This is a genomic window from Conexibacter woesei DSM 14684 (genome assembly GCF_000025265.1).
Taxonomy (GTDB): domain Bacteria; phylum Actinomycetota; class Thermoleophilia; order Solirubrobacterales; family Solirubrobacteraceae; genus Conexibacter; species Conexibacter woesei.
In genome coordinates this window covers 947077-968254 of the sequence record NC_013739.1, presented here as the reverse complement: position 1 = coordinate 968254, position 21178 = coordinate 947077, and the positions used below count along the sequence as shown (strand labels likewise).

General features: G+C 71.2%; 22 protein-coding genes. 16 read left to right on the top strand and 6 right to left on the bottom strand.

What is annotated here, in order from left to right; genetic code table 11:
• Positions 1-17 precede the first annotated feature (17 nt).
• The 4 genes from CWOE_RS04625 to CWOE_RS04610 are packed head-to-tail and all read left to right on the top strand — an operon-like array spanning position 18 to position 2878.
• Positions 18-611, top strand: a complete 594-nt coding sequence (locus CWOE_RS04625; protein ID WP_160165473.1) for an XRE family transcriptional regulator — start codon at positions 18-20, stop codon at positions 609-611.
• A gap of 11 nt (positions 612-622) precedes the next feature.
• Positions 623-1528: an SDR family NAD(P)-dependent oxidoreductase gene (locus tag CWOE_RS04620; RefSeq protein WP_012932410.1), complete on the top strand. Its 906-nt coding sequence runs from the start codon at positions 623-625 to the stop codon at positions 1526-1528.
• Positions 1529-1532: 4 nt separating this feature from the next.
• Positions 1533-2147, top strand: coding sequence for a sulfite oxidase-like oxidoreductase (locus tag CWOE_RS04615; RefSeq protein WP_012932409.1), 615 nt, complete (start codon positions 1533-1535; stop codon positions 2145-2147).
• Positions 2135-2878 carry a ferredoxin reductase gene (locus tag CWOE_RS04610; protein WP_012932408.1) on the top strand — a complete coding sequence of 248 codons (744 nt, stop codon included), beginning with the start codon at positions 2135-2137 and terminating at the stop codon, positions 2876-2878. Before CWOE_RS04615 ends, CWOE_RS04610 begins: the two co-directional genes overlap by 13 nt.
• 43 nt (positions 2879-2921) lie before the next feature.
• On the opposite strand, the gene CWOE_RS30200 is transcribed toward CWOE_RS04610, so the two are convergent.
• Both CWOE_RS30200 and CWOE_RS04600 read right to left on the bottom strand, forming a co-directional pair.
• Positions 2922-4469, bottom strand: a complete 1548-nt coding sequence (locus CWOE_RS30200; RefSeq protein WP_012932407.1) for an LCP family protein — start codon at positions 4467-4469, stop codon at positions 2922-2924.
• A 40-nt stretch (positions 4470-4509) separates the two neighbouring features.
• Entirely contained in the window at positions 4510-5493 is a 984-nt protein-coding gene (locus tag CWOE_RS04600) for a helix-turn-helix transcriptional regulator (protein ID WP_012932406.1), read from the bottom strand.
• Positions 5494-5559: 66 nt separating this feature from the next.
• On the opposite strand from CWOE_RS04600, the gene CWOE_RS04595 reads away from it, so the two are divergent.
• Positions 5560-6588 (top strand): ATP-binding cassette domain-containing protein, encoded by a 1029-nt coding sequence (locus tag CWOE_RS04595; protein ID WP_012932405.1) that lies wholly within the window; start codon positions 5560-5562, stop codon positions 6586-6588.
• Positions 6585-7349 carry an ABC transporter permease gene (locus CWOE_RS04590; protein ID WP_012932404.1) on the top strand — a complete coding sequence of 255 codons (765 nt, stop codon included), beginning with the start codon at positions 6585-6587 and terminating at the stop codon, positions 7347-7349. Before CWOE_RS04595 ends, CWOE_RS04590 begins: the two co-directional genes overlap by 4 nt.
• Before the next feature lie 78 nt (positions 7350-7427).
• On the opposite strand, the gene CWOE_RS04585 is transcribed toward CWOE_RS04590, so the two are convergent.
• Positions 7428-8666: a thiolase family protein gene (locus CWOE_RS04585; protein ID WP_012932403.1), complete on the bottom strand. Its 1239-nt coding sequence runs from the start codon at positions 8664-8666 to the stop codon at positions 7428-7430.
• Between the two features lie 170 nt (positions 8667-8836).
• On the opposite strand from CWOE_RS04585, the gene CWOE_RS04580 reads away from it, so the two are divergent.
• The 7 genes from CWOE_RS04580 to CWOE_RS04550 all read left to right on the top strand — a co-directional run bounded on the left by CWOE_RS04580 (position 8837) and on the right by CWOE_RS04550 (position 15933).
• The gene (locus CWOE_RS04580; protein ID WP_012932402.1) at positions 8837-10000 is read left to right on the top strand and encodes an ABC transporter ATP-binding protein; all 1164 of its coding nucleotides are present in this window, start codon (positions 8837-8839) and stop codon (positions 9998-10000) included.
• On the top strand, positions 9993-11216 hold the full coding sequence (locus CWOE_RS04575; RefSeq protein WP_012932401.1) for a polyamine ABC transporter substrate-binding protein: 1224 nt from the start codon (positions 9993-9995) through the stop codon (positions 11214-11216). Before CWOE_RS04580 ends, CWOE_RS04575 begins: the two co-directional genes overlap by 8 nt.
• 2 nt (positions 11217-11218) lie before the next feature.
• The gene (locus CWOE_RS04570; RefSeq protein ID WP_012932400.1) at positions 11219-12088 is read left to right on the top strand and encodes an ABC transporter permease; all 870 of its coding nucleotides are present in this window, start codon (positions 11219-11221) and stop codon (positions 12086-12088) included.
• Positions 12088-12942 carry an ABC transporter permease gene (locus CWOE_RS04565; protein ID WP_012932399.1) on the top strand — a complete coding sequence of 285 codons (855 nt, stop codon included), beginning with the start codon at positions 12088-12090 and terminating at the stop codon, positions 12940-12942. The genes CWOE_RS04570 and CWOE_RS04565 overlap by 1 nt, the downstream gene beginning before the upstream one ends.
• A gap of 66 nt (positions 12943-13008) precedes the next feature.
• Positions 13009-13833, top strand: coding sequence for a siderophore-interacting protein (locus tag CWOE_RS04560; protein WP_012932398.1), 825 nt, complete (start codon positions 13009-13011; stop codon positions 13831-13833).
• 50 nt (positions 13834-13883) lie between these two features.
• Positions 13884-15098, top strand: a complete 1215-nt coding sequence (locus CWOE_RS04555; protein WP_012932397.1) for an NADP-dependent isocitrate dehydrogenase — start codon at positions 13884-13886, stop codon at positions 15096-15098.
• A gap of 49 nt (positions 15099-15147) precedes the next feature.
• Positions 15148-15933, top strand: coding sequence for an MBL fold metallo-hydrolase (locus CWOE_RS04550; protein WP_012932396.1), 786 nt, complete (start codon positions 15148-15150; stop codon positions 15931-15933).
• A 17-nt stretch (positions 15934-15950) separates the two neighbouring features.
• Here the strand turns inward: CWOE_RS04550 and CWOE_RS04545 are convergent, their stop codons facing one another.
• On the bottom strand, positions 15951-17030 hold the full coding sequence (locus tag CWOE_RS04545; protein WP_012932395.1) for an aminotransferase class I/II-fold pyridoxal phosphate-dependent enzyme: 1080 nt from the start codon (positions 17028-17030) through the stop codon (positions 15951-15953).
• Complete coding sequence (locus tag CWOE_RS04540; protein WP_236262238.1) at positions 17027-18421, bottom strand: cystathionine beta-synthase; 1395 nt, start codon at positions 18419-18421, stop codon at positions 17027-17029. The genes CWOE_RS04545 and CWOE_RS04540 overlap by 4 nt, the downstream gene beginning before the upstream one ends.
• 114 nt (positions 18422-18535) lie before the next feature.
• Here CWOE_RS04540 and CWOE_RS04535 point away from each other — a divergent pair, with 114 nt between their 5' ends.
• The gene (locus CWOE_RS04535; RefSeq protein ID WP_012932393.1) at positions 18536-19042 is read left to right on the top strand and encodes an Lrp/AsnC family transcriptional regulator; all 507 of its coding nucleotides are present in this window, start codon (positions 18536-18538) and stop codon (positions 19040-19042) included.
• Here CWOE_RS04535 and CWOE_RS30195 read toward each other — a convergent pair.
• Positions 19026-20177, bottom strand: a complete 1152-nt coding sequence (locus CWOE_RS30195) for an endonuclease/exonuclease/phosphatase family protein (protein ID WP_012932392.1) — start codon at positions 20175-20177, stop codon at positions 19026-19028. The genes CWOE_RS04535 and CWOE_RS30195 overlap by 17 nt on opposite strands.
• 106 nt (positions 20178-20283) lie before the next feature.
• Between CWOE_RS30195 and CWOE_RS04525 the strand changes: the two genes are divergently transcribed.
• Both CWOE_RS04525 and CWOE_RS04520 read left to right on the top strand, forming a co-directional pair.
• A complete protein-coding gene (locus CWOE_RS04525) occupies positions 20284-20733 on the top strand; it encodes a hypothetical protein (protein ID WP_041730105.1) in 450 nt (149 codons plus the stop codon).
• Positions 20734-20795: 62 nt separating this feature from the next.
• Positions 20796-21167: a glyoxalase superfamily protein gene (locus CWOE_RS04520; protein ID WP_012932390.1), complete on the top strand. Its 372-nt coding sequence runs from the start codon at positions 20796-20798 to the stop codon at positions 21165-21167.
• Positions 21168-21178 lie beyond the last annotated feature (11 nt).

Here is a 21178-nt window from a genome sequence, read left to right as displayed (position 1 = left end):
GATATCGTGACCGAATCGTGGCCTCGACCACCCAGACGACAGCGGCGGAGCCGATGAGCCAACAGGAGTTCGTCGGCGCCCAGCTGCGCGCGCTGCGCGCCGCCAGACGACTGTCGCTCGGCGACGTCGCGAGGGAGACGGGGATCTCCGCCTCGTTCCTGTCGCTGGTGGAGAACGGCCGCAGCGACATCACGATCGGCCGCCTGACGCGGCTGGTCGACTACTACGGCATCTCGATCACCGAGCTGCTGCCCGCGCCCGGCGGCCGCGACCCGGACGTCGTGCGCGCCGACGAGACGCGCCAGCTGCACTCGCCGGAGGAGGGCACGACGATCTACCTGCTCGCCTCGGGCACCGATCGCACGATGCTGCCGATGCTGCTGGAGCTGGCGCCGGGCGCGAGCCTCGCCGAGAGCGGCCACCACGCGGGCGAGGAGTTCGTCCACGTGCTCGCCGGCAGGCTGAGGCTGGAGGTCGACGGCGCAGAGCCGCACGAGCTCGACGCCGGCGACAGCGCCTACTACAAGAGCGACCGGCCGCACATGTTCCGCAACGCCAGCCCCGACGAGCCGCTGCGGCTGATCTGCATAGACTCGCCGCCGCCGATCTGACTCCGGCGGGCATGCAGCGGACGGTCGTCATCACGGGTGCGACCTCCGGGCTCGGACGTGCCTGCGCCGGCGAACTGGCCGGACTGCCGGAGTGGACGGTCGTCGTCGCGGCGCGCGACCGCGCGCGCGGCGCGGCGGCGGCGCGCGCGCTCGGCGGCGGCGCCAGCCACGTCACCCTCCCGCTCGACCTCGCCGACCTCGACTCGGTGCGCGCCTTCCCCGCCGCGCTCGACGCCGCCGGGCTGCCGCCGCTGCACGCCGTCGTCGCCAACGCCGGCATCCAGCACCGCGACCGCCGCCACACGACCGCGCAGGGCTACGAGGCGACGTTCGCGGTCAACCACCTCGCCCACTTCCTGCTGCTGCGGCTGCTGCTGGGGCAGCTCGCCGACGGCGGCCGCGTCGCGATCGTCGCGAGCGGGGTGCACAAGCCGCAGCGCCTGCGCAACTTCGGCTTCCCGCCGCCGCGTTGGGACGAGCCCGAACGGCTCGCCGAGCCGGGCCCCGGCTCGGGCCAGATCGCCTATGCGAACTCGAAGCTCGCGAACGTGATGACGGCGCTCGAGCTGGCACGCCGGATCGACACGCTGCGGCCCGGCGCCGGGATCGCCGTCCACGCGCTCGACCCCGGTCTGATGCCCGAGACCGCGCTCACGCGCGGCTACCCGGCGCCGGTCCGCCGCCTCTACCCGCGGCTCGCGCCGCTGCTCGCGCGCCTCGCCCCCGGCGCGACGAGCGCGGCCGGGTCCGGCGGGCAGCTGGCGCGGATGGTCGCCGACCCCGCCTACGCCGCCCCGCCGAACGGCCGCTACGTCGAGCTGACGCGCGACGGCGAGCCGTCCCCGCTCGCGCGCGACCCCGAGCTCGCCGCCCGTCTGTGGAGCGAGAGTGAGCGCTTGGTGGGCGGGATATCGTGAACCCATGAGCGACTTCTTCTCGCGCGGGTTCGGCGGCAGACGGCGCCAGCCGGACGAGCTCGCCGACCGCATCCCGCCCGGGCAGTACCTCGAACGCGGCTTCCCGGTCCTCACCGCCGGACCGACCGAGCAGGTCGAGCACGGGCAGTGGAGCTTCAAGATCGACGGCGTCGTCGGCGGCGAGCCGCGCGCGTGGAGCTGGGACGAGTTCCACGCGCTCCCGTTCGAGGACGTCACGACCGACATCCACTGCGTGACGAAGTGGTCCAAGCTCGACAGTCGTTTCCGCGGCGTCTCGCTCGACACGCTGCTGGACGGCGTCGAGCCTCTCGGCGGCTACGCGATGGCGCACTCGTTCGGCGGCTACACGACGAACCTGCCGCTGGAGGATCTGACCGACGGCAAGGCGTGGGTCGCCACCGAGTACGAGGGCGAGCCGCTGCCGCGCGAGCACGGCGGCCCCGCGCGCCTCCTCGTCCCGCACCTCTACTTCTGGAAGAGCGCCAAGTGGGTCGCCGGCATCCGCGTGATGGACCACGACGAGCCCGGCTTCTGGGAGGAGAACGGCTATCACCGCCGCGGCGACCCGTGGCGCGAGGAGCGGTATTGGAACGACTGACGCCGGTGGAGATGCGCGCCCCCGGGCGCTGGCAGATCGGGACCGTCACCGAGATCGTGACCGAGACGCCGCGGGTGAAGTCGTTCCGCATAGCGCTGCCGATGTGGATGGAGCACCTGCCCGGCCAGCACTACGACGTTCGGCTGACCGCGCCGGACGGCTATCGCGCGCAGCGCTCCTACTCGATCGCCTCCTCCCCGCTCGACACCGGCTCGATCGAGCTGACGATCGACCGGCTCGACGACGGCGAGGTCTCGCCGTACTTCCACGACGTCGTCGAGGTCGGCGACCAGGTCGAGCTGCGCGGGCCGTTCGCCGCCTACTTCGTCTGGCGCGGCGAGTCGCCGGCGCTGCTCGTCGGCGGCGGCTCCGGCGTCGTGCCGCTGATGGCGATGCTGCGCCACCAGCGCCGCACGATGCCCGAGCTGACGCTGCGGCTCGTCTACTCGGTGCGCCACGCCGACGACGTGATCTACGCGCGCGAGCTGCGCGGCGACGGCGAGACGCTGCTGACCTACACGCGCGAGGCGCCGCCCGGCTGGAGCGGTCACACCGGCCGCGTCGACGCGGCGCTGATCGCGCAGGCCGGCGTCGACCCCGTGCACGGGGTCGCGTTCGTCTGCGGCTCGAACCCGTTCGTCGAGAGCGCGACCGGCCTGCTGCTCGACGCCGGCTTCGCCGCTGCGCGGATCCGCACCGAGCGCTTCGGCCCCAGCGGCGCGAGCGGCTGAGCGGCGCGAGCGGCTGAGCGGCGCGAGCGGCTGAGCGGGGCGTCTATCTGCCGAGTCGCGTCAGCGAGCCGGCGACGGCCAGCATCTGCTCGTTCGTGAGCAGCTTCTCGAGCGTGTTCGAGACCCAGTAGACCGCTCTCGGCGTTCTCCACGCGACGAGCCGCAGCCGTTTGCCGTCGTAGTAGAGGTCGAGCTTCTTGCCGCCGATCGTGCGGTGGTCGCTCGACGGGTTGGAGAGGATCGGCGGCTTCGTCCACGCGAGGCCCTGGATGCCGACGTAGTTGCCCGGATGGGCCGCGGTGCTGACGTCGACGACGAGGCGGTAGCCCTGCTTCATCCCGGCCGGCGTGCGCGTGCGGTACTTGAGCGGGTAGCCGCCCTCGGTCACCGCCTGCATGTAGCCGTCGGCGCTCGGCAGCAGCCGCGGGTAGTAGACCGGGATCCGCGTCGCGCCGAGCTGGATCGCCTGGTCCTTGCCCGCCTGGGGCATCTCGTAGAGACCGCTGGTCGCCGCCGCCTGGCCGCCGCCGCGCCCGCCCCTGCCGCCGCCTCTGCGCCCGCCTCTGCCGCCGGCGCGCCGCGGCGGCGCCGGTGCCGGCTCCGGCTCCAGGAACGCGCGCCTGACGCGCGCGATCTCCTCCGGGCCGGCCTCGACATAGGAGGCGCCGGCGGTGTCTCTCGTGTAGTTCGGCGTCAGCGCGATCTGCTGGATCGGTCTGCCGGCAGAGAACGCGACGAGCTTGCCGAAGTCGATCAGCGCGTCGACCGACTGCAGCCCCTTGTCGGTCTGCATCCGTCTGCCGATCACGCGCGTGAGCCGGTGCGGGTCGTCGATGAAGTCGCGCGCGTCGTACTGCGAGCGCAACTGGCGCAGGAACTCCTGCTGCCGCGCGCCGCGCACGAGGTCGTTGTCGAGATGGCGGTAGCGGACGTAGTCGAGCGCTCTCTGCCCGCACATCATCTGATAGCCCGGCATGATGTCGATCTCGGCGTACTGGTTGATCGGGGCGACGCCGATGTTGGAGTGGTAGTAGCGCCGGTCGACGTCGACGTAGACGCAGCCGATCGCGTCGATCGCCTCGCGGAAGCCTCTGAAGTTGACGTTCGCGATGTGGTTGATCTCGATCCCGAACGTGTCGGTGATCGTTCTCGCCGTCAGCGCCTCGCCGCCGAGCGTGTAGGTCTCGTTGATCTTGCGCCCGGCGTGCACGAGCCCGTCTCTCGTTCTGAAGTCGACTCTCAAGTCGCGCGGGATCGACAGGACGGTCGTCGCGGCCGCGTCGGGGTCGATCCGGATCAGCAGCATCGTGTCCGAGCGCGCGTCGGTGCGGTCGGCGCCGAAGCGGTGGTCGGAGCCGATCAGCAGGACCGTCCGCGGCGAGCCGGCCTCGGCGCGCGTGATCGCGTCCTCGGCGCCGCTGATCGTCCCGCCCGCCTTCAGGTCGTCGACGAACGACTGCACGTTCAGCAGCCCCGCCGTCGCCGTCGCGCCCGCCGTCAGCACGATCACGACCACGGCGGCGGCGACGAAGCGCAGCCAGAGACGGGCGTGCGCGGACGCGGGAAAGCTGTCGGGATCCTCGTGGGCCATGCGGGGAGCGATGCGGGAGGCGCGGGAGCGCCCGACGAGACTAGCGTGCGTGCGCCACGGATCCGCTGGGCGGGAGACCGCCCGCTCTGCCGAACCGCGCCGACAACGCGCGGAAGCGCTCGGCCAGCTCGGGCGGCTCGTGCACCTCGAAGTCGACGCCGAGCATGCCGATCCGCACCGCCAGCCAGTCGAGCGAGTCGTCGCTGGAGCGGTACTCGCAGCGGCCGTCCGCGAGCGGCTCGACTGTCTCCCACGTGCCCGAGCAGCGCGTCGCCATCTGCTGCGCCGGCGCGTGCAGCGTCACTCGCGCTCGGTAGCGGTGCGGCGCCGCCATGCTGCGCATCACGTACGCGGCCGGATCGCCGCCGGGCAGCTCGCGCTCCTCGAAGCGGGTGCCGTCGGAGGCCATCTGCTCGATCCGGTCGAGGCGGAACGTGCGCCAGCCCTCGCGCCCGCAGTCCCACGCGACGAAGTACCAGCGCTGCCCGAGGTTGACGAGGCTGTGCGGCTCGACGCGGCGGCGGCTCTCCTCCCCCTGCCGGCTGCTGTAGCCGAAGCGCAGCCGCTCGTGGTCGCGGCAGCCGGCGGCGATCGTCGTCAGCACCTCGGCGTCGACGAGCGGTCCGGTCGCCGCGCGCGTCGAGGTCGCCGAGCGGAGCGCGTTGACGCGCCGGCGCAGGTGCGCGGGCAGCACCTGCTCCAGCTTCACCAGCGCGCGCACCGACGTCTCCTCGATTCCGTCGACCGACGCGCTCGCCGCGCCGCTGAGGCCGACGGCGATCGCGACGGCCTCGTCGTCGTCGAGTACGAGCGGCGGCATCGCCGTGCCGGCGTGGAGGCGGTAGCCGCCGTTGGGGCCGGTCAGCGCGTCGACCGGATAGCCGAGCTCGCGCAGGCGGTCGACGTCGCGGCGGATCGTGCGGCAGGAGACGTCGAGCCGGTCGGCCAGCTCCTGGCCCATCCAGTCGCGCCGGCTCTGCAGCAGCGCCAGCAGCTTCAGCAGTCGAATCGACGTCTCCGCCATCGTGTTTCACACGATCGCACGTATTGCGGCCACGTCCTGACCTAAACCGCACGTAGGGTCCCGGACATGCAAACGAGAACGGAAGCACCCCCGGTGCCGTCGGCACCCTCTGGATCGCCCGGGAGCGGTCCGGCGATCAGTGTGAAGGGGCTTGTGAAGTCATTCGGCGACGTGCGCGCGCTCGACGGCGTCGACCTGGAGGTGCCGCAGGGCACCGTGCTCGGCCTGCTCGGGCCCAACGGCGCCGGCAAGACGACGGCGGTCCGCGCGATGACGACGCTGCTGAAGCCCGACGCGGGCGAGATCCAGGTCGCCGGTGTCGACGCGATCCATGACGCGGCGACGCTGCGCGAGAAGATCGGCCTCGCCGGCCAGTACGCGGCGGTCGACGAGAACCTCACGGGCGAGGAGAACCTGACGATGGTCGGGCGGCTCTACGGCATGCGCCGCCCGGAGGCGAAGCGGCGCGCGCAGGAGCTGCTGCAGCGCTTCGACCTGACCGACGCCGGCAAGCGGCCGGCGAGAACGTACTCGGGCGGCATGCGCCGCCGGCTCGACCTCGCGGCGGCGCTCGTCGCGAGACCGCCGGTGCTGTTCCTCGACGAGCCGACGACCGGCCTCGACCCCCGCAGCCGCCTGTCGCTGTGGGAGACGATCGAGGAGCTGGTCGCCGAGGGCACGACCGTGCTGCTGACGACGCAGTACCTCGACGAGGCCGACCGGCTCGCCGACAGGATCGCCGTGATCGACCGCGGCCACGTGATCGCGGAGGGCACCGCGGACCAGTTGAAGGACCGCGTCGGCGGTGAGCGGCTCGACGTCGAGCTGGCCGACGCGAGCGAGGCGGAGGCCGCCTGCACGGCGCTCGCGCCGATGTCCGACGAGCGGCCGGTCTGCGACGACGGCGTCGTCAAGCTGTCCGTGCGCCAGCGCAACGGCGCGATCGTCGAGGCGGTCGAGAAGCTGAAGGCGGTCGGCATCACGCCCGACGACCTCGTGCTGCGGCGGCCGACGCTCGACGACGTGTTCCTCTCGCTGACCGGCCACGCGGCCGAGGCGGGCGACGACGACAGAACCCAGGAGAAGGCCGCATGAGGCGCCTCGTGACCGACACGCTGGTGATCGCCGAGCGGAACCTGATCCGCCTGCCGCGCTCGCCCGACCTGCTGCTTGCGTTCACCGTGCAGCCGGTGATGTTCGTGCTGCTGTTCGTCTACGTCTTCGGTGGCGCGATCAGCACGCCGGGCTACGACTACGTCGACTTCCTGATCCCGGGCATCATCGTCCAGAACATCGCCTTCGGCGGGTTCGTCACGGCGCTCGGGCTCTCGGAGGACCTCAGCAAGGGCCTGATCGACCGCTTCCGCTCGCTGCCGATGGCGCGGCCGGCGGTGCTCGCCGGGCGCACGCTGGCGGACGTCGTGACGAACACGCTGTCCGTGATCGTGCTGCTCGTGACGGGCCTGATCATCGGGTTCTCGTTCCACGCGAGCGTCGGCGAGGTGCTGCTCGGGTTCGTGCTGCTCATAGTGTTCGGGTACGCGTTCTCGTGGATCTTCGCGCTGCTCGGCCTGATGGTCTCCTCGCCCGAGGCGGCCAACTCGCTCGGCTTCATCGCCGTCTTCCCGCTGACGTTCATCTCGTCGGCGTTCGTGCCGACGGACTCGATGCCGTCCGCGCTGCAGTGGTTCGCGGACGTCAACCCGTTCACGGTCGTGGTCGACGCGATGCGCTCGCTGTGGCTCGGCGCGCCGGCCGGCAACAGCGTCTGGGGCGCGTTCGTCTGGTCCGCGGTGATCATCGCGGTCTTCGCGCCGCTCGCCGTCTCGCGCTACCGCCGCGCGGCCAGCCGCTGAGCTGACCTGAGCTGGCCGCTTGGCCCGCGCCGCCCGTCCGGACCGCCGTTTGCGGCCCGGGCGGGCGGCGTTCGTCGTTCAGTCGCCCCGCTCGACGACGACGGCGATCCCCTGGCCGACGCCGATGCACATCGTCGCGAGGCCGTAGCGGACGTCCTCGCGGCGCTGCAGCTCGTGCACGAGCGTCGTCAGCAGCCGCGCACCGGAGCAGCCGAGCGGGTGGCCGAGCGCGATCGCGCCGCCGTTGACGTTGACGCGCGCGTCGTCGGCGTCGAGCCCCCAGGCGTGCAGGACGGCGAGCGCCTGCGCGGCGAACGCCTCGTTCAGCTCGATCAGGCCGACGTCCGCCAGACCGATGCCGGCCCGTCGCAGCGCCTTCTCCGTCGCCGGCACCGGCCCGATTCCCATCGTCCGCGGCGCGACGCCGGCGGTCGCGAGCGCGCGGATTCGCGCGAGCGGCCGCAGGCCGTGCTCGCGCGCCGCCTGCGAGCTCGCCAGCACGAGCGCCGCGGCGCCGTCGTTGAGCGAGCTGGAGTTGCCGGCGGTGACCGTCCCGCCGTCGCGCAGGAACGCCGGCCGCAGCTGCGCGAGCCGCTCCAGCGACGTGTCCGCACGCGGCCCCTCGTCGGAAGCGACGACCCGCTCGCCTCTGCGCTCGTGCACCGTCACCGGCGTCAGCTCGCCGTCGAAGCGACCCGCCGCCTGTGCCGCGAGCGCGCGCTCGTGGCTGCCGAGCGCGAAGCGGTCCTGCGCCTCGCGGGTGATCGTCGCGGGCTGCTCGGCGACGAGGTTCTCGGCCGTGATCCCGAGCGCGTCGGTGTGGCCGAGCGCCTCCATCCGCGGATTCACGAAGCGCCACCCGAGGCTCGTGTCGTGCATCGTCGCGGGGCCGGTCGCGAAGCCCTTCGCCGGCTTGGCGACCGCCCACGGCGCGCGGCTCATCGACTCGACGCCGCCCGCGACGAAGAGGTCGCCGTCGCCGCACATCAGCGCCCGCGCCGCGTAGGCGACCGCGTCGAGGCCGGAGCCGCAGAGGCGGTTGACGGTCGTCCCGCCGACGCTCTCCGGGAGTCCCGCGAGCAGCGCCGCCATCCGCGCCACGTCGCGGTTGTCCTCGCCGGCCTGGTTGGCGCAGCCGAGCACGACGTCCTCGATCACCTCGCCCGGCACGCCGGCACGCGCGACCGCGGCGGCGACCGCGTGCGCGGCGAGGTCGTCGGGCCGGGCGGCGGCGAGCGTGCCGCCGAGCCGGCCGATCGGCGTGCGGACCGCCTCGACGATCCACGCCTCGGTCCCGGGGGTGCTGAAGGAAGCCATTCGCGGGAGGTTCGCGACGGCCCGCTCATCAGTCAAATACTCATCACGGCACCGTCTCATACGCTGGAGGTATGGATGTCTGTGCCAAAGCGGCCCAAAGCAGTTAGAGACAATCGCCACACAGGAGCATCTCTGCGCGCTACTGTCGCAATTGCACGCGGAGGTGCTCAGTGGTGGTAAACGACGAGAGCCTCGCCGCAGACGCGGCGGGGGATGCGGCGGGCGGCGAGCCGGACATCCGGCTCGAACAGGTCACGAAGCGGTTCGGCGACGTGCTCGTCATCGACACGCTCGACCTCCAGATCGAGCGCGGCGCGTTCTACGCGCTGCTCGGGCCGTCCGGCTGCGGCAAGACGACGACGCTGCGGATGATCGGCGGCTTCGAGCTGCCGACCTCGGGCCGCGTCCTGCTCGGCGGCGAGGAGGTCACGAACAGCCCGCCGCACAAGCGCGACGTCAACACGGTCTTCCAGTCGTATGCGCTCTTCCCGCACCTGACGGTCGAGCGCAACGTCGCCTTCGGCCTGGAGCGCAAGGGCGTCGCCAAGGCTGAGGCGCGCCGGCGCGTCGCGGAGGCACTGGAGACGGTCCAGCTGCCGCAGCTCGCGAAGCGCAAGCCGGCGCAGCTGTCCGGCGGTCAGCAGCAGCGCGTCGCGCTCGCTCGCGCGCTCGTCAACCGCCCGCGCGCGCTGCTGCTCGACGAGCCGCTCGGCGCGCTCGACCTGCGCCTGCGCCGTCAGCTGCAGGTCGAGCTGAAGCGGATCCAGCAGGAGGTCGGCATCACGTTCATCCACGTGACGCACGACCAGGAGGAGGCGATGTCGATGGCCGACACGATCGCCGTCATGAACAGAGGGCAGATCGAGCAGGCCGGTTCCGCGACCGACCTCTACGAGCGCCCGCAGACGGCGTTCGTCGCGAAGTTCCTCGGCATCTCCAACCTGATCGAGGCGACCGTCGGCGCCAAGGCCGGCGAGCTGACGACCGTGACGACGCACGACGGCGCCGTTCTGCACGCGCCCGCCACCCGCTGCGCCGAGCGCGACAGCACCGACGTGCGCGTCGGAGTGCGGCCGGAGAAGGTGCGGCTGCACCCGGCCGGCGAGGCGACGCCGCCGGGCGCCAACGTGCTGCGCGGCAGCGTCGTGCTGAGCGCCTTCCTCGGCGTCTCGCTGCAGTACGTGATCAAGACGGCCGGCGGCGAGGAGCTGACGGTCTTCTGCCAGAACGACGACGGGGTCACACCCGACGCCTTCGGCGCCGGGCAGGAGGTGCAGCTCTCGTGGGACCCGCGCCACACGTTCGTCGTCGCGCGCGGTGACGACGATGTCTGAGGAGCCCGATCGCGCGCAGGTCGAGCGCGCGGTCGAGCGCTTCTTCGCCGAGGAGCGCCTCTCGCGCCGCCGCTTCCTCGGCCGCGGCGCGTCGGCCGTGCTGATGGCGGGCGGCCTCGCGAGCGTGCTCTCGGCGTGCGGCATCGACGGCACCGCGGCGAGAAACCTCGCCGACCTGCAGAGAGAGGCGACGACCGTCAGACACCCGAGAACGGCGATCGGCGACTGGACGTTCTCCAACTGGCCGCTCTACGTCGACAAGTCGATATTGAAGAGATTCGACGACGAGTACGGCGGCCACTGCAAGTACGTCGAGGAGATCAACGACAACAACGAGTTCTACGGCAAGGTCCGCCAACAGCTCGCGCAGGGCGTCCCGATCGGCCGCGACATCGTGACGCTGACCGACTACATGGCGTCGCGCTGGGTCCGCTTCGGCTACGTCACGCCGATAGACAAGGGCAACGTGCCGAACATGAGACGGCTCGTGCCGAACCTCAGATCGATCTCGTACGACCCCAAGCGCCAGTTCACGCTCCCGTGGCAGTCGGGCGCGATCGGCCTCGGCTACGACATCGAGCAGACCGGCGGCGAGATCAGCAGCGTCAGAGACCTCTTCGATCCGAGATGGAAGGGCCGCGTGACGATGTTCTCCGAGCCCTACGACAGCGCCGGCACGGTGCTGCTCGGCGAGGGGATCGACGCCTCCAGAGCGACGCTCGACCAGCAGCTCTCCGCGATCGAGAGAATCGGCAAGGCGAACGACGCCGGCCAGTTCCGCCGCTTCACCGGCAACGACTACACGACCGACCTGACGAAGGGCAACATCGCGATCGCACTCGCCTACTCGGGCGACCTCGTGCAGCTGCAGAGCGACAACCCGAACCTGCGCTTCGCCTACCCGGAGGAGGGCGCGATGCTCTTCACCGACAACATGATGCTGCCGGCGCACGTCGAGCACGCGTACGCGGCCGAGACGATGATGAACTACGTCTACGAGCCGGAGGTCGCGGCGATCATCTGCGCGTACGTCAACTACATCTCGCCGGTCGACGGGATCAAGCCGCTGCTGGAGAGAACGAACCCCGACATCGCGGCCAACGAGCTGATCTTCCCGCCTGAGGACGTGCGCAGAAAGCTGTACCCGTACCCGACCTTCTCGACCCAGCAGGAGCAGACGATGTACGAGGCGATGGCGAAGGTGACGGGCGCGTAGCGATGGGCCTCTCGCTCGCCCACCGCCGCAAGCTGATCCCGTGGATGTTCGCGCTGCCCGGGCTGCTGTGGCTGATCCTCTTCTTCGTGATCCCGCTCGCCAACCAGGCGAGCGTCTCGCTGATGACCGGCGACCCCGAGGCCGGCTACTCGCTGACGTGGGCGTTCGAGACCTACACGAACGCGATCGGCGACTACAAGGAGCAGTTCCTGCGCTCCTTCCTCTACGCCGGCGCCGCGACCGTGATCGACCTGATCATCGCGTTCCCGCTCGCCTACTTCATGGCGTACAAGGCCGGCCGCTGGCGCAACTTCATGCTGCTGCTCGTCGTGCTCCCGTTCTTCATGTCCTACGTGCTGCGGACGGTCTCCTGGCAGCTGATCCTGGCCGACAACGGCTGGGTCGTCGAGCGGCTGCGCGACGTCGGGCTGGTGTCCGAGGGCGGCCGCGTGCTGGCGACCGGCCCCGCCGTCGTCGCCGGCATCGCCTACAACTTCCTGCCGTTCATGATCCTGCCGCTGTACGTGGCGCTGGAGCGGATCGACCGGCGCTTCGTGGAGGCCGCGACCGACCTCTACGCAAGCCGCCTGACGGCGTTCCGCAAGGTCACGCTGCCGCTCGCGATCCCGGGCATATTCGCCGGCTCGCTGCTCGTCTTCATCCCCGCCACCGGCGACTTCATCAACGCGGCGCTGCTCGGCACCTCGAACCAGTACATGATCGGCAACGTCGTGCAGTCGAAGTTCCTCAACGTGCTCGACTACCCGACGGCGGCGGCGCTCTCGTTCATTCTGATGACCGTGATCCTGCTCGGGATCATCGTCTACTCGCGCCTGCTCGGCACGAGAACCCTGACCGAGGCGGCGACCTGATGCGCGCGAGCGACCGTGCCCGCAACTGGCTGCTCGGCATCTGGTCGGTGGCCGCGCTGCTGTTCCTCTTCATCCCGGTCTTCCTGATCGTCCTGTTCTCGTTCAACGACAACAAGGGACGGTTCAACTTCACGTGGCAGGGCTTCACGCTCGACCACTGGAAGGACCCGTTCAGAGACCCCGACCTCGCGAAGGCGCTCGTCAGCTCGCTGGAGATCGCGGCGATCACGACGGCGATCGCGGTCGCGCTCGGCACCTTCCTCGCGCTCGCGCTGACGCGCTACCGCTTCCGCGGCCATGGCGCGGCGAGCTTCGGCGTCTTCCTGCCGATGGCGACGCCGGAGGTCGTGCTCGGCGCCTCGCTGCTGGCGCTGTTCCTCGTGATCGGGATCGACACGGGCTTCTGGACGATCGTGATCGCGCACGTGATGTTCACGATCTCCTACGTCGTCGTGACCGTCCGCGCGCGTCTTGAGGGGATGGACCCGTTCATCGAGGAGGCGGCGCAGGACCTCGGCGCCGGCGTCTGGACGACCTTCTTCAAGGTCACCCTCCCGATGATCGCGCCGGGCGTCGTCGCCGCGGCCGTGCTGGCTGCCGCGATCTCGATCGACGACTACGTCGTGACGAGCTTCAACGCCGGCCAGACGCAGACGTTCCCGCTCTTCATCTTCGGCGCCACGCGCCAGGGCGTGCCGCCCGAGGTCAACGTGCTCGGCACGATGCTGCTGCTCGGCGTGCTGGTGCTGATGGGGCTCAACGTGCTCGTGCAGAAGGGGCTCTCGCGGCGCGACCGCGTGCGCGCCGAGGAGACGCCGTCGGCGCCCGAGCCGGCGGCCGCGCTCGCAGGCTGAGCGGCGCTTGTCCGCCGCCGCGCGGCAGTGACGGCGGCTGCCGGCCCGCAGCGGCGGCCTGCTTAGATGGGGCGCATGTCGACGACGCCCAAGCCCCCACGCCGCCCCCGTCTGACGTACGTCGAGGAGGTCGAGCAGCTGACGCCGGGCATGGTGCGGATCGTGCTCGGCGGCCCCGGTCTGGAGGACTTCCCCGCGGACCAGTTCACCGACCACTACGTGAAGCTGCAGATCCCGCCGGCCGGCGCCTCCTATGCGGCGCCGTTCGACCCCGAGGAGGTCAAGGCCACGCTGCCGCGCGAGCAGTGGCCGCGCGTGCGGACCTACAGCGTGCGCGCGTGGGACGCCGGGCAGCGCCGGCTGACGATCGACTTCGTCGTCCACGGCGACCGCGGCGTCGCCGGCCCGTGGGCCGCCGCTGCGCAGGTCGGCGACACGCTCCAGCTCGTCGGCCCCGGCGGCGACTACGCGCCCGATCCCGGCGCGGACTGGCACCTGATGGTCGGCGACGCGGCCGTGATCCCCGCGATCGCAGCATCCCTGGAGCGCGTCCCCGCCGGCGCGCCCGTGCACGTCGTGATCCAGGTCGACGGCCCCGAGGAGCGGCAGCAGCTGCGCACCGACGCCGACCTGCGGCTCACCTGGGTCCACGACGAGGAAGCGCTGCTGAGCGCGGTGCGCGAGCTGGAGTTCCCGGCCGGCGCCGTGCACGCGTTCGTCCACGGCGAGGCGGGCGCCGTGCGCGAGGTCCGCCGCCACCTGCTCGCCGACCGCGGCGTTCCCCGCGAGGCGCTCTCCGTCTCCGGCTACTGGAAGCGCACGCTCGCCGACGAGGACTGGCGCGCGGTCAAGCGCGACTGGAACGCGCAGGTCGAGCAGGACGTGGCCTGAGCCGTCACGGCAATATCCTGCGCTGCACCCGAACAAGGACCTCCTTTTCCATGGCGAAGATCAAGGTGAAGAACCCCGTCGTCGAGCTCGACGGCGACGAGATGACGCGGATCATCTGGCAGTTCATCAAGGACCAGCTGATCCTCCCCTACGTCGACGTCGACCTGAAGTACTACGACCTCGGCATCGAGAGCCGCGACGCGACCGACGACCAGATCACGGTCGACGCGGCCAACGCGATCAAGCAGTACGGCGTCGGCGTCAAGTGCGCGACGATCACGCCCGACGAGGGGCGCGTCGAGGAGTTCGGCCTGAAGGAGATGTACCGCTCGCCGAATGGCACGATCCGCAACATCCTCGGCGGCGTCGTCTTCCGCGAGCCGATCGTGATCTCCAACATCCCGCGCCTCGTGCCAGGCTGGACGAAGCCGATCGTGATCGGCCGCCACGCCTTCGGCGACCAGTACCGCGCGACCGACACGCTGATCCCGGGTGAGGGCACGCTGACGCTGACCTACACGCCCAAGAACGGCGGCGAGCCCGTCGAGCTGAACGTCTACGACTTCAAGAGCAGCGGCATCGCGATGGCGATGTACAACGTCGACGACTCGATCCGCGACTTCGCGCGCGCCTCGATGCGCTACGGCCTCGATCGCGGCTTCCCGGTCTACCTGTCGACCAAGAACACGATCATGAAGAAGTACGACGGGCGCTTCAAGGACCTCTTCCAGGAGGTCTTCGACGCCGAGTTCAAGGCCGACTTCGACGCCGCCGGCATCACCTACGAGCACCGCCTGATCGACGACATGGTCGCCGCGGCGATGAAGTGGGAGGGCGGCTACGTCTGGGCGTGCAAGAACTACGACGGCGACGTCCAGTCGGACACCGTCGCGCAGGGCTTCGGCTCCCTGGGCCTGATGACCTCCGTGCTGACGACGCCGGACGGCAAGACCGTCGAGGCCGAGGCCGCCCACGGCACCGTCACGCGCCACTACCGGCAGCACCAGCAGGGCAAGCCGACGTCGACCAATCCGATCGCGTCGATCTTCGCCTGGACGCGCGGCCTCGCCGCCCGTGGCCGCATGGACGACACGCCCGAGGTGACCGAGTTCGCGCAGACGCTCGAGCGCGTCTGCGTCGAGACGGTCGAGAGCGGCAAGATGACGAAGGACCTGGCGCTGCTCGTCGGCCCCGACCAGCCGTTCCTCACCACCCAGGAGTTCCTCGCCGCGATCGACGAGAACCTCCAGGCGGCGATGAAGTAACCCGATGCACCGGCGCGTGGTGCGGTGCCATCCGGATAGGTTCGTCCGCATGGTCCGCATCACGCACATCGGCGGCCCGACCGCCCTCATCGAGGTCGGCGGCTGGCGGCTGCTGACCGACCCGACGTTCGATCCCGCCGGCGGCAGCTATCGCTTCGGCTGGGGCACTGGCTCCGAGAAGCTGACGGAGCCCGCGATCGCGGCCGACCAGCTCGGCGAGATCGACGCCGTGCTGCTCAGCCACGACCACCACGAGGACAACCTCGACGCCGCCGGCCGCGCGCTGCTGCCGGCCTGCGGCACGGTCCTCACGACGCAGGCCGGCGCGCGCCGGCTCGGCGGCGACGGCGTCCGTGCGCGCGGGCTGGCGCCGTGGACGAGCACGACGCTGGAGCGCGACGGCCGCACGCCGATCGAGGTGACCGCCACCCCCTGCCGGCACGGCCCGCCGCTCAGCCACCCGATCGTCGGCGACGTCGTCGGGTTCGCGCTGAGATGGGAGGGACAGCAGGAGGGCGTGCTGTGGATCTCCGGCGACACGGTCCTCTACGACGGCGTCCGCGAGGTCGCCAGACGGCTCGACGTCGGCACCGCCGTGCTCCACCTCGGCGGCGTGCGCTTCCCCATCAGCGGCCCGCTGCGCTACACGCTCAACGGCGAGGAAGCCGTCGAGCTGAGCCGGCTCGTGCAGCCGCGGACGATCGTCCCGATCCACTACGAGGGTTGGAAGCACTTCCGCGAGGGCCGCGCCGACGCCGAGACGGCGTTCGCGGCCGCGCCCGAGCTGGCCGAGCGCGTCCGCTGGCTGGAGCTCGGCGTGCCGGCCGACCTCTGAGCGCCGAGGCGCCGCGGTCAGCCGATCGCGGCGCGCAGGTCGGCGACGAGGTCCGCGGGCGCCTCGATCCCGCACGAGAGCCGCACGAGGTCGGCCGGGACGGCGGCGTCGGAGCCCTCGACGGACTGGTGCGTCATCGCCTGCGGGACCTCGATCAGCGACTCGACGCCGCCGAGCGACTCCGCGAGCGTGAACAGCCTCGTCCGCTGCGCGATCCCGATCGCGTCGGCGTGGCGGAAGGAGACCATCCCGCTGAAGCCGGGCCAGCGCACATCGCTGACGCCGGGGGTCGCGCGCAGGAACTCCGCGACCGCCGCGGCGGATTCGGCGTGCGCCTTCATCCGCAGCGGGAGCGTGCGCAGTCCACGGTGGACGAGGAACGAGTCGAACGGCCCGGGGACCGAGCCGACCGCGTTCTGGACGAAGCGCATCCCCTCGTAGAGCGCGTCGTCTCTCGCGATCACTGCGCCGCCGACGACGTCGGAGTGCCCGCCGAGGTACTTCGTCGTGGAGTGGACGACGGCGTCGGCGCCCAGCTCCAGCGGCCGCTGGTTGACGGGCGTCGCGAACGTGTTGTCGACGACGACGAGCGGCGCCGGGCCGGCCGCGGCCGCGTGCGCGACGACGCCGCGCACGTCGACGACGTTGAGCAGCGGGTTGGTCGGCGTCTCGACCCAGACGATCTTCGTCGCGGGCACGATCGCGGCGGCGAGCGCGTCGAGGTCGGTCTGGTCGACCAGGGTGTACTCCAGCCCCCACTGCGTCATCACCTTGTCGACGAGCCGGAACGTGCCGCCGTAGAGGTCGGCCGGCAGCACGACGTGGTCGCCCGTTCTGGCGACATGGACCAGCAGCGCGTGGGCGGCGGCGAGGCCGGAGGAGAAGGCGACCGCTCTGCCGCCCTCCAGCTCGCCGAGCGCCTGCTCCAGCGCGAAGCGGGTCGGGTTGGCCGAGCGCGCGTAGTCGTAGTCGCCGACGAACTCGCCGACGGCCGACTGGCGGTACGTCGAGGTCTGGTGGATCGCGGGGATGACCGACCCGTACGTCGGGTCGGGCTCCAGGCCGGCGTGGACGGCCCGCGTCTGGAACGACGTCATCTGGCGAGCGCCTCGAGCAGGTCCGTGCGCGTGAGGATCCCCTTCGGGACGCCGTCCTGGGCGACGAGCAGCGCCTGGCGCTCGCCGGTCAGCAGCGCGACCGCGTCGCGCACCGGATCGGTCGCGCCGACCGCGGGCAGCGGCGGCTCCATCACGTCCACGATCTCGGCGGACAGCAGCGTCGGGTCCGAGACCGCGTGCGCGAGCAGGCCGCGCTCGCCGACGGAGCCGACGATCGCGCTCGGGTCGTGGGCGGAGACGACCGGCAGCTGCGAGACGCCGTGCTCGTGCAGCAGCGAGACCGCGTCCTGCACCCGCTGGTGGGTGTGGACGGTCACCAGCGGCGGCAGCGAGCTGTCGTGCTTGGCGCGCAGCACGTCGCCGACGCGCTGGCCGGAGCTGCGTTCGAGGAAGCCGTGCTCGGTCATCCAGCTGTCGTTGAAGACCTTCGAGAGATAGCTGCGCCCGCCGTCGGGCAACACGACGACGACCATCGCCTGCGGGTCGTCGATCCCCTTCGCGACCTCGAACGCGGCGTGCAGCGCGGTGCCGCTGGAGCCGCCGGCGAGGATCCCCTCGACGTGCGCGAGCCGGCGCGCGGCGAGGAACGAGTCTCTGTCGCTGACCGTGACGTAGCGGTCGACGACGCTCGGGTCGAACGTCTCCGGCCAGAAGTCCTCGCCGACGCCCTCGACCAGGTACGGCCGCACGGCCGCCTCGCCGCCGGAGTAGATCGAGCCCTCCGGATCGGCGCCGACGACCTCGATGTCCGGGTTCATGCGGCGCAGGTAGCGCGCGGTGCCGGTGATCGTGCCGCCGGTGCCGACGCCCGCGACGAGGTGCGTGATCCGCCCGCCGCTCTGCTCCCAGATCTCGGGGCCCGTCGACGCCTCGTGGGCGGCCGGGTTGGCCATGTTGAAGTACTGGTTGGGCTGGAAGGCGCCGGGGATCTCCTCGGTGAGGCGGTCGGCGACGCGGTAGTACGAGCGCGGCGAGTCGGGGGCGACGTCGGTCGGCGCGACGACGACCTCGGCGCCGTAGGCGCGCAGCAGGTCGATCTTCTCGCGCGACATCTTGTCCGGCATCACCGCGATCACGCGGTAGCCCTTGATGCGGGCCGCGATCGCGAGACCGGTGCCGGTGTTGCCCGAGGTCGGCTCGACGATCGTGCCGCCGGGCTGAAGGCTGCCGTCGCGCTCGGCGGCCTCGATCAGCTTGACCGCGACGCGGTCCTTGATCGAGCCGCCGGGGTTGAGCGACTCGACCTTCGCGACGAGCTGGGGCGTGAGCCCGGCTCCGTAGCGCCCGAGGCGCACCAGCGGCGTGCCGCCGATCGCGTCGAGGATCGAATCGGCGATGGCGGGCTGTGTGCTGGTACGGGAAGCGCTCATCATGCGTTTCACCATAGCTACCGTTCGGATGTACGTCCTGAATTCCGAACAATCATGTCACCAATGGCGATCTCCCCGAAGGATCTTCGGTCGATCCGCTAGCTTTGCGGAACGATGCCGAACACCGCCATGACCGCGCTGGACCCGACCGACCGCCGCATCCTCGCGCTGCTCGCCGTCGACGCGCGCATCTCCAACGCCCGCCTCGCGCAGGCGGTCGGGATCGCGCCGTCGACCTGTCTCACGCGCGTCCGCGGCCTGCTCGACCGCGGCGTGATCCGCGGATTCCGCGCCGAGATCGACCCCGCGGCGCTCGGCAGACCGCTGCAGGCGATGATCGCCGTGCGACTGTCGGTCCACTCGCGGGAGCAGATCGAGGGCTTCACCGCGCACGTGCGCGCGCTCCCCGGCGTGCTGTCGCTGTTCCACATGACCGGCGAGGACGACTACCTGCTGCGCGTCGCCGCCGCCGACCCGCACGACCTGCGCGAGTTCGTCGTCGAACACCTCGCCAGCCACCCGTCGGTCGCGCACGCTGAGACGAACCTGATCTACGAGGTGGTGCGCGGCGCCGGCGTGCTCGCCGGCGCCGCGGACACCTCCGCTACGGCTGCAGGTTGATCACGACGCCCGCGTGATCGGACGGCCACAGCCGTCCGATCGGCGTGGTCGGCGTGCGGTTGAGCGGGTTGCGGCCCGTCACCCAACCCCAGTTGACCGGCAGCGATGAGCCGTCGGCATCACGGCCGAAGACCATGTCGATGCGGTGGTCGAACGCAGCAAACGCCTGCGCCGGCGTGTCGTTGACCAGCTCGCTGAGCCCCGACGTGAAGCCGAGCGCGGCCGGCGCGAATCTCAGCCACGCGTCGGCGAAGCCGCCGGTTCTTGTGATCAGCAGGTACGGATCCTGGTGGGCGTATCTCTCGCCCGGCTTTCTGCTCGCGTCGAGCGGATCCGAGTTGCAGTCGCAGACGACCACGACCGGCTTTCTCGCGGGCGCAGCCGCGCCCGCCAGCAGCTCGGCCGCCTGCGCGTAGGCGACGTCGGACAGCTGCGACTCGAGGTGCGTGTTGATGAAGCGGAACTCCTTGGACCCGACGCGCACGTCGGCCCAGTTGTAGCCGCGGATGAACGACAGCGACTGCCCCGCGACGACGAGCGGGATGCGCGCGGCGTAGTTGCCGCCGCCGCTCGCCAGCACTCTGACGCCGGCGCCCGCGCGCTTGAGCGCGACGTCGCGCATCGTCAGGCGGATGTTCTGCAGCCCGGCGGCGCGGACAGCCGGCCCGGAGACGTCGGACTCCTGCTGCACGTGGACGACGTCGTACGGCTCGCCGAGCGCGGCGAGGTCGTCGAGCAGCGACTGCAGGAAGTCGTAGTCGACCGTCGTCGCCGGTCTGCCGTCAAGCGGTCCGCTGCGCCACAGCGCGACCTCCTGAAGGCCGACGAGGTCCGGCTTCAGCGTCGCTATCTCATGCGCGAGCCGCTGCGAGCGCAGCGGGAAGTTCGTCTGGTCGACGATCGCCCGCAGCGTCGTGTTGGCGGCCACGAAGGCCGGCCCCTGCTGTTCGGGCGGCAGCCCCTGTATCGCGGTCAGCGGCCGTGTGATGTCGCCGCCGAGATAGACGTTGCGCGTCATGACGGTGACGGAGTCCCCGCCGTTCGCGCCAGCAGGCGCAGCGACTCCCCCGAGCACCATCAACGCGGCCAGCGCAGCGACGATCCAGCGCGCGCGCCCCTTGCGTACGTGCGTCACTTCTCCTCCTCATGCGGTCGTTCAGACCGGGCACGTTCCCCCGCACCCGCTTCTGCTCCGTTATCTAGCGTATACAGTCCTGGCACCCCGACGCGACACTTTCAAGGTGATCGGAACGCAGCACGCACCGAACAACCACATGAACCGCGTGAAGCGCCTCGCGCTCGCCGGCGCTGCGGCCGTCGTCGCCGTGAACATCTGGACCGGCGCTCCGCTGCTGTCGGTCTGGGTCGGCTCGCAGTTCGTCGGCACGACGCGACTGAGCATGGGCGCCGTCGTGATCGTGGTGGTCGTGCTGGCGGTGGCGGTCTTGGCGCTCGTCCTGCTGCTCGGCCGGCTGAGCGCCGCCTACGACCGCGCCGCCGGGCGGCCGGCGGGCCTGCGGCAGACCTCGCCGTGGCTGCGCAGCATGCGCGGCGAGCGCGACGAGGACCTCGCGGAGAGCCGCGGCTTCAACGCCGTCGAGCGCGTCGTGATGCTGAGCGTCGCCGCCTGCGCGCTCGTCTTCAACATCTGGTTCTTCTTCTTCGCCGGCTCGCCGCTGGCCGGTGGGTGAGACGCGCGGCCGTCCGGGGTAACCCACGTGATCACGTCAACCTCACGGCAGGAGAGCGCAACATGGACTTCAAGCTCGAGCTGGTCGCGGTTCCCGTCTCCGACGTCGACCGCGCCAAGCGCTTCTACGCCGAGCAGGCCGGCTTCAACGCCGACCACGACCACGTCGTCAGCGACGAGGTCCGCTTCGTCCAGCTGACGCCGCCGGGATCGGGCTGCTCGATCGCGCTCGGGAAGGGGATCGTCGACACGGCTCCGGGCTCGCTCCAGGGTCTCCAGCTGGTCGTCGCCGACATCCACGCCGCGCACGCCGAGCTGTCCGGCCGAGGCGTCGAGGTCAGCGACGTCCAGGTGTTCCCCTGGGGCTCGTTCACCTTCTTCAGAGACCCCGACGGCAACGGCTGGGCCGTCCAGCAGCTGCCTCCGCGCGACTGAGCCGCCGCGCC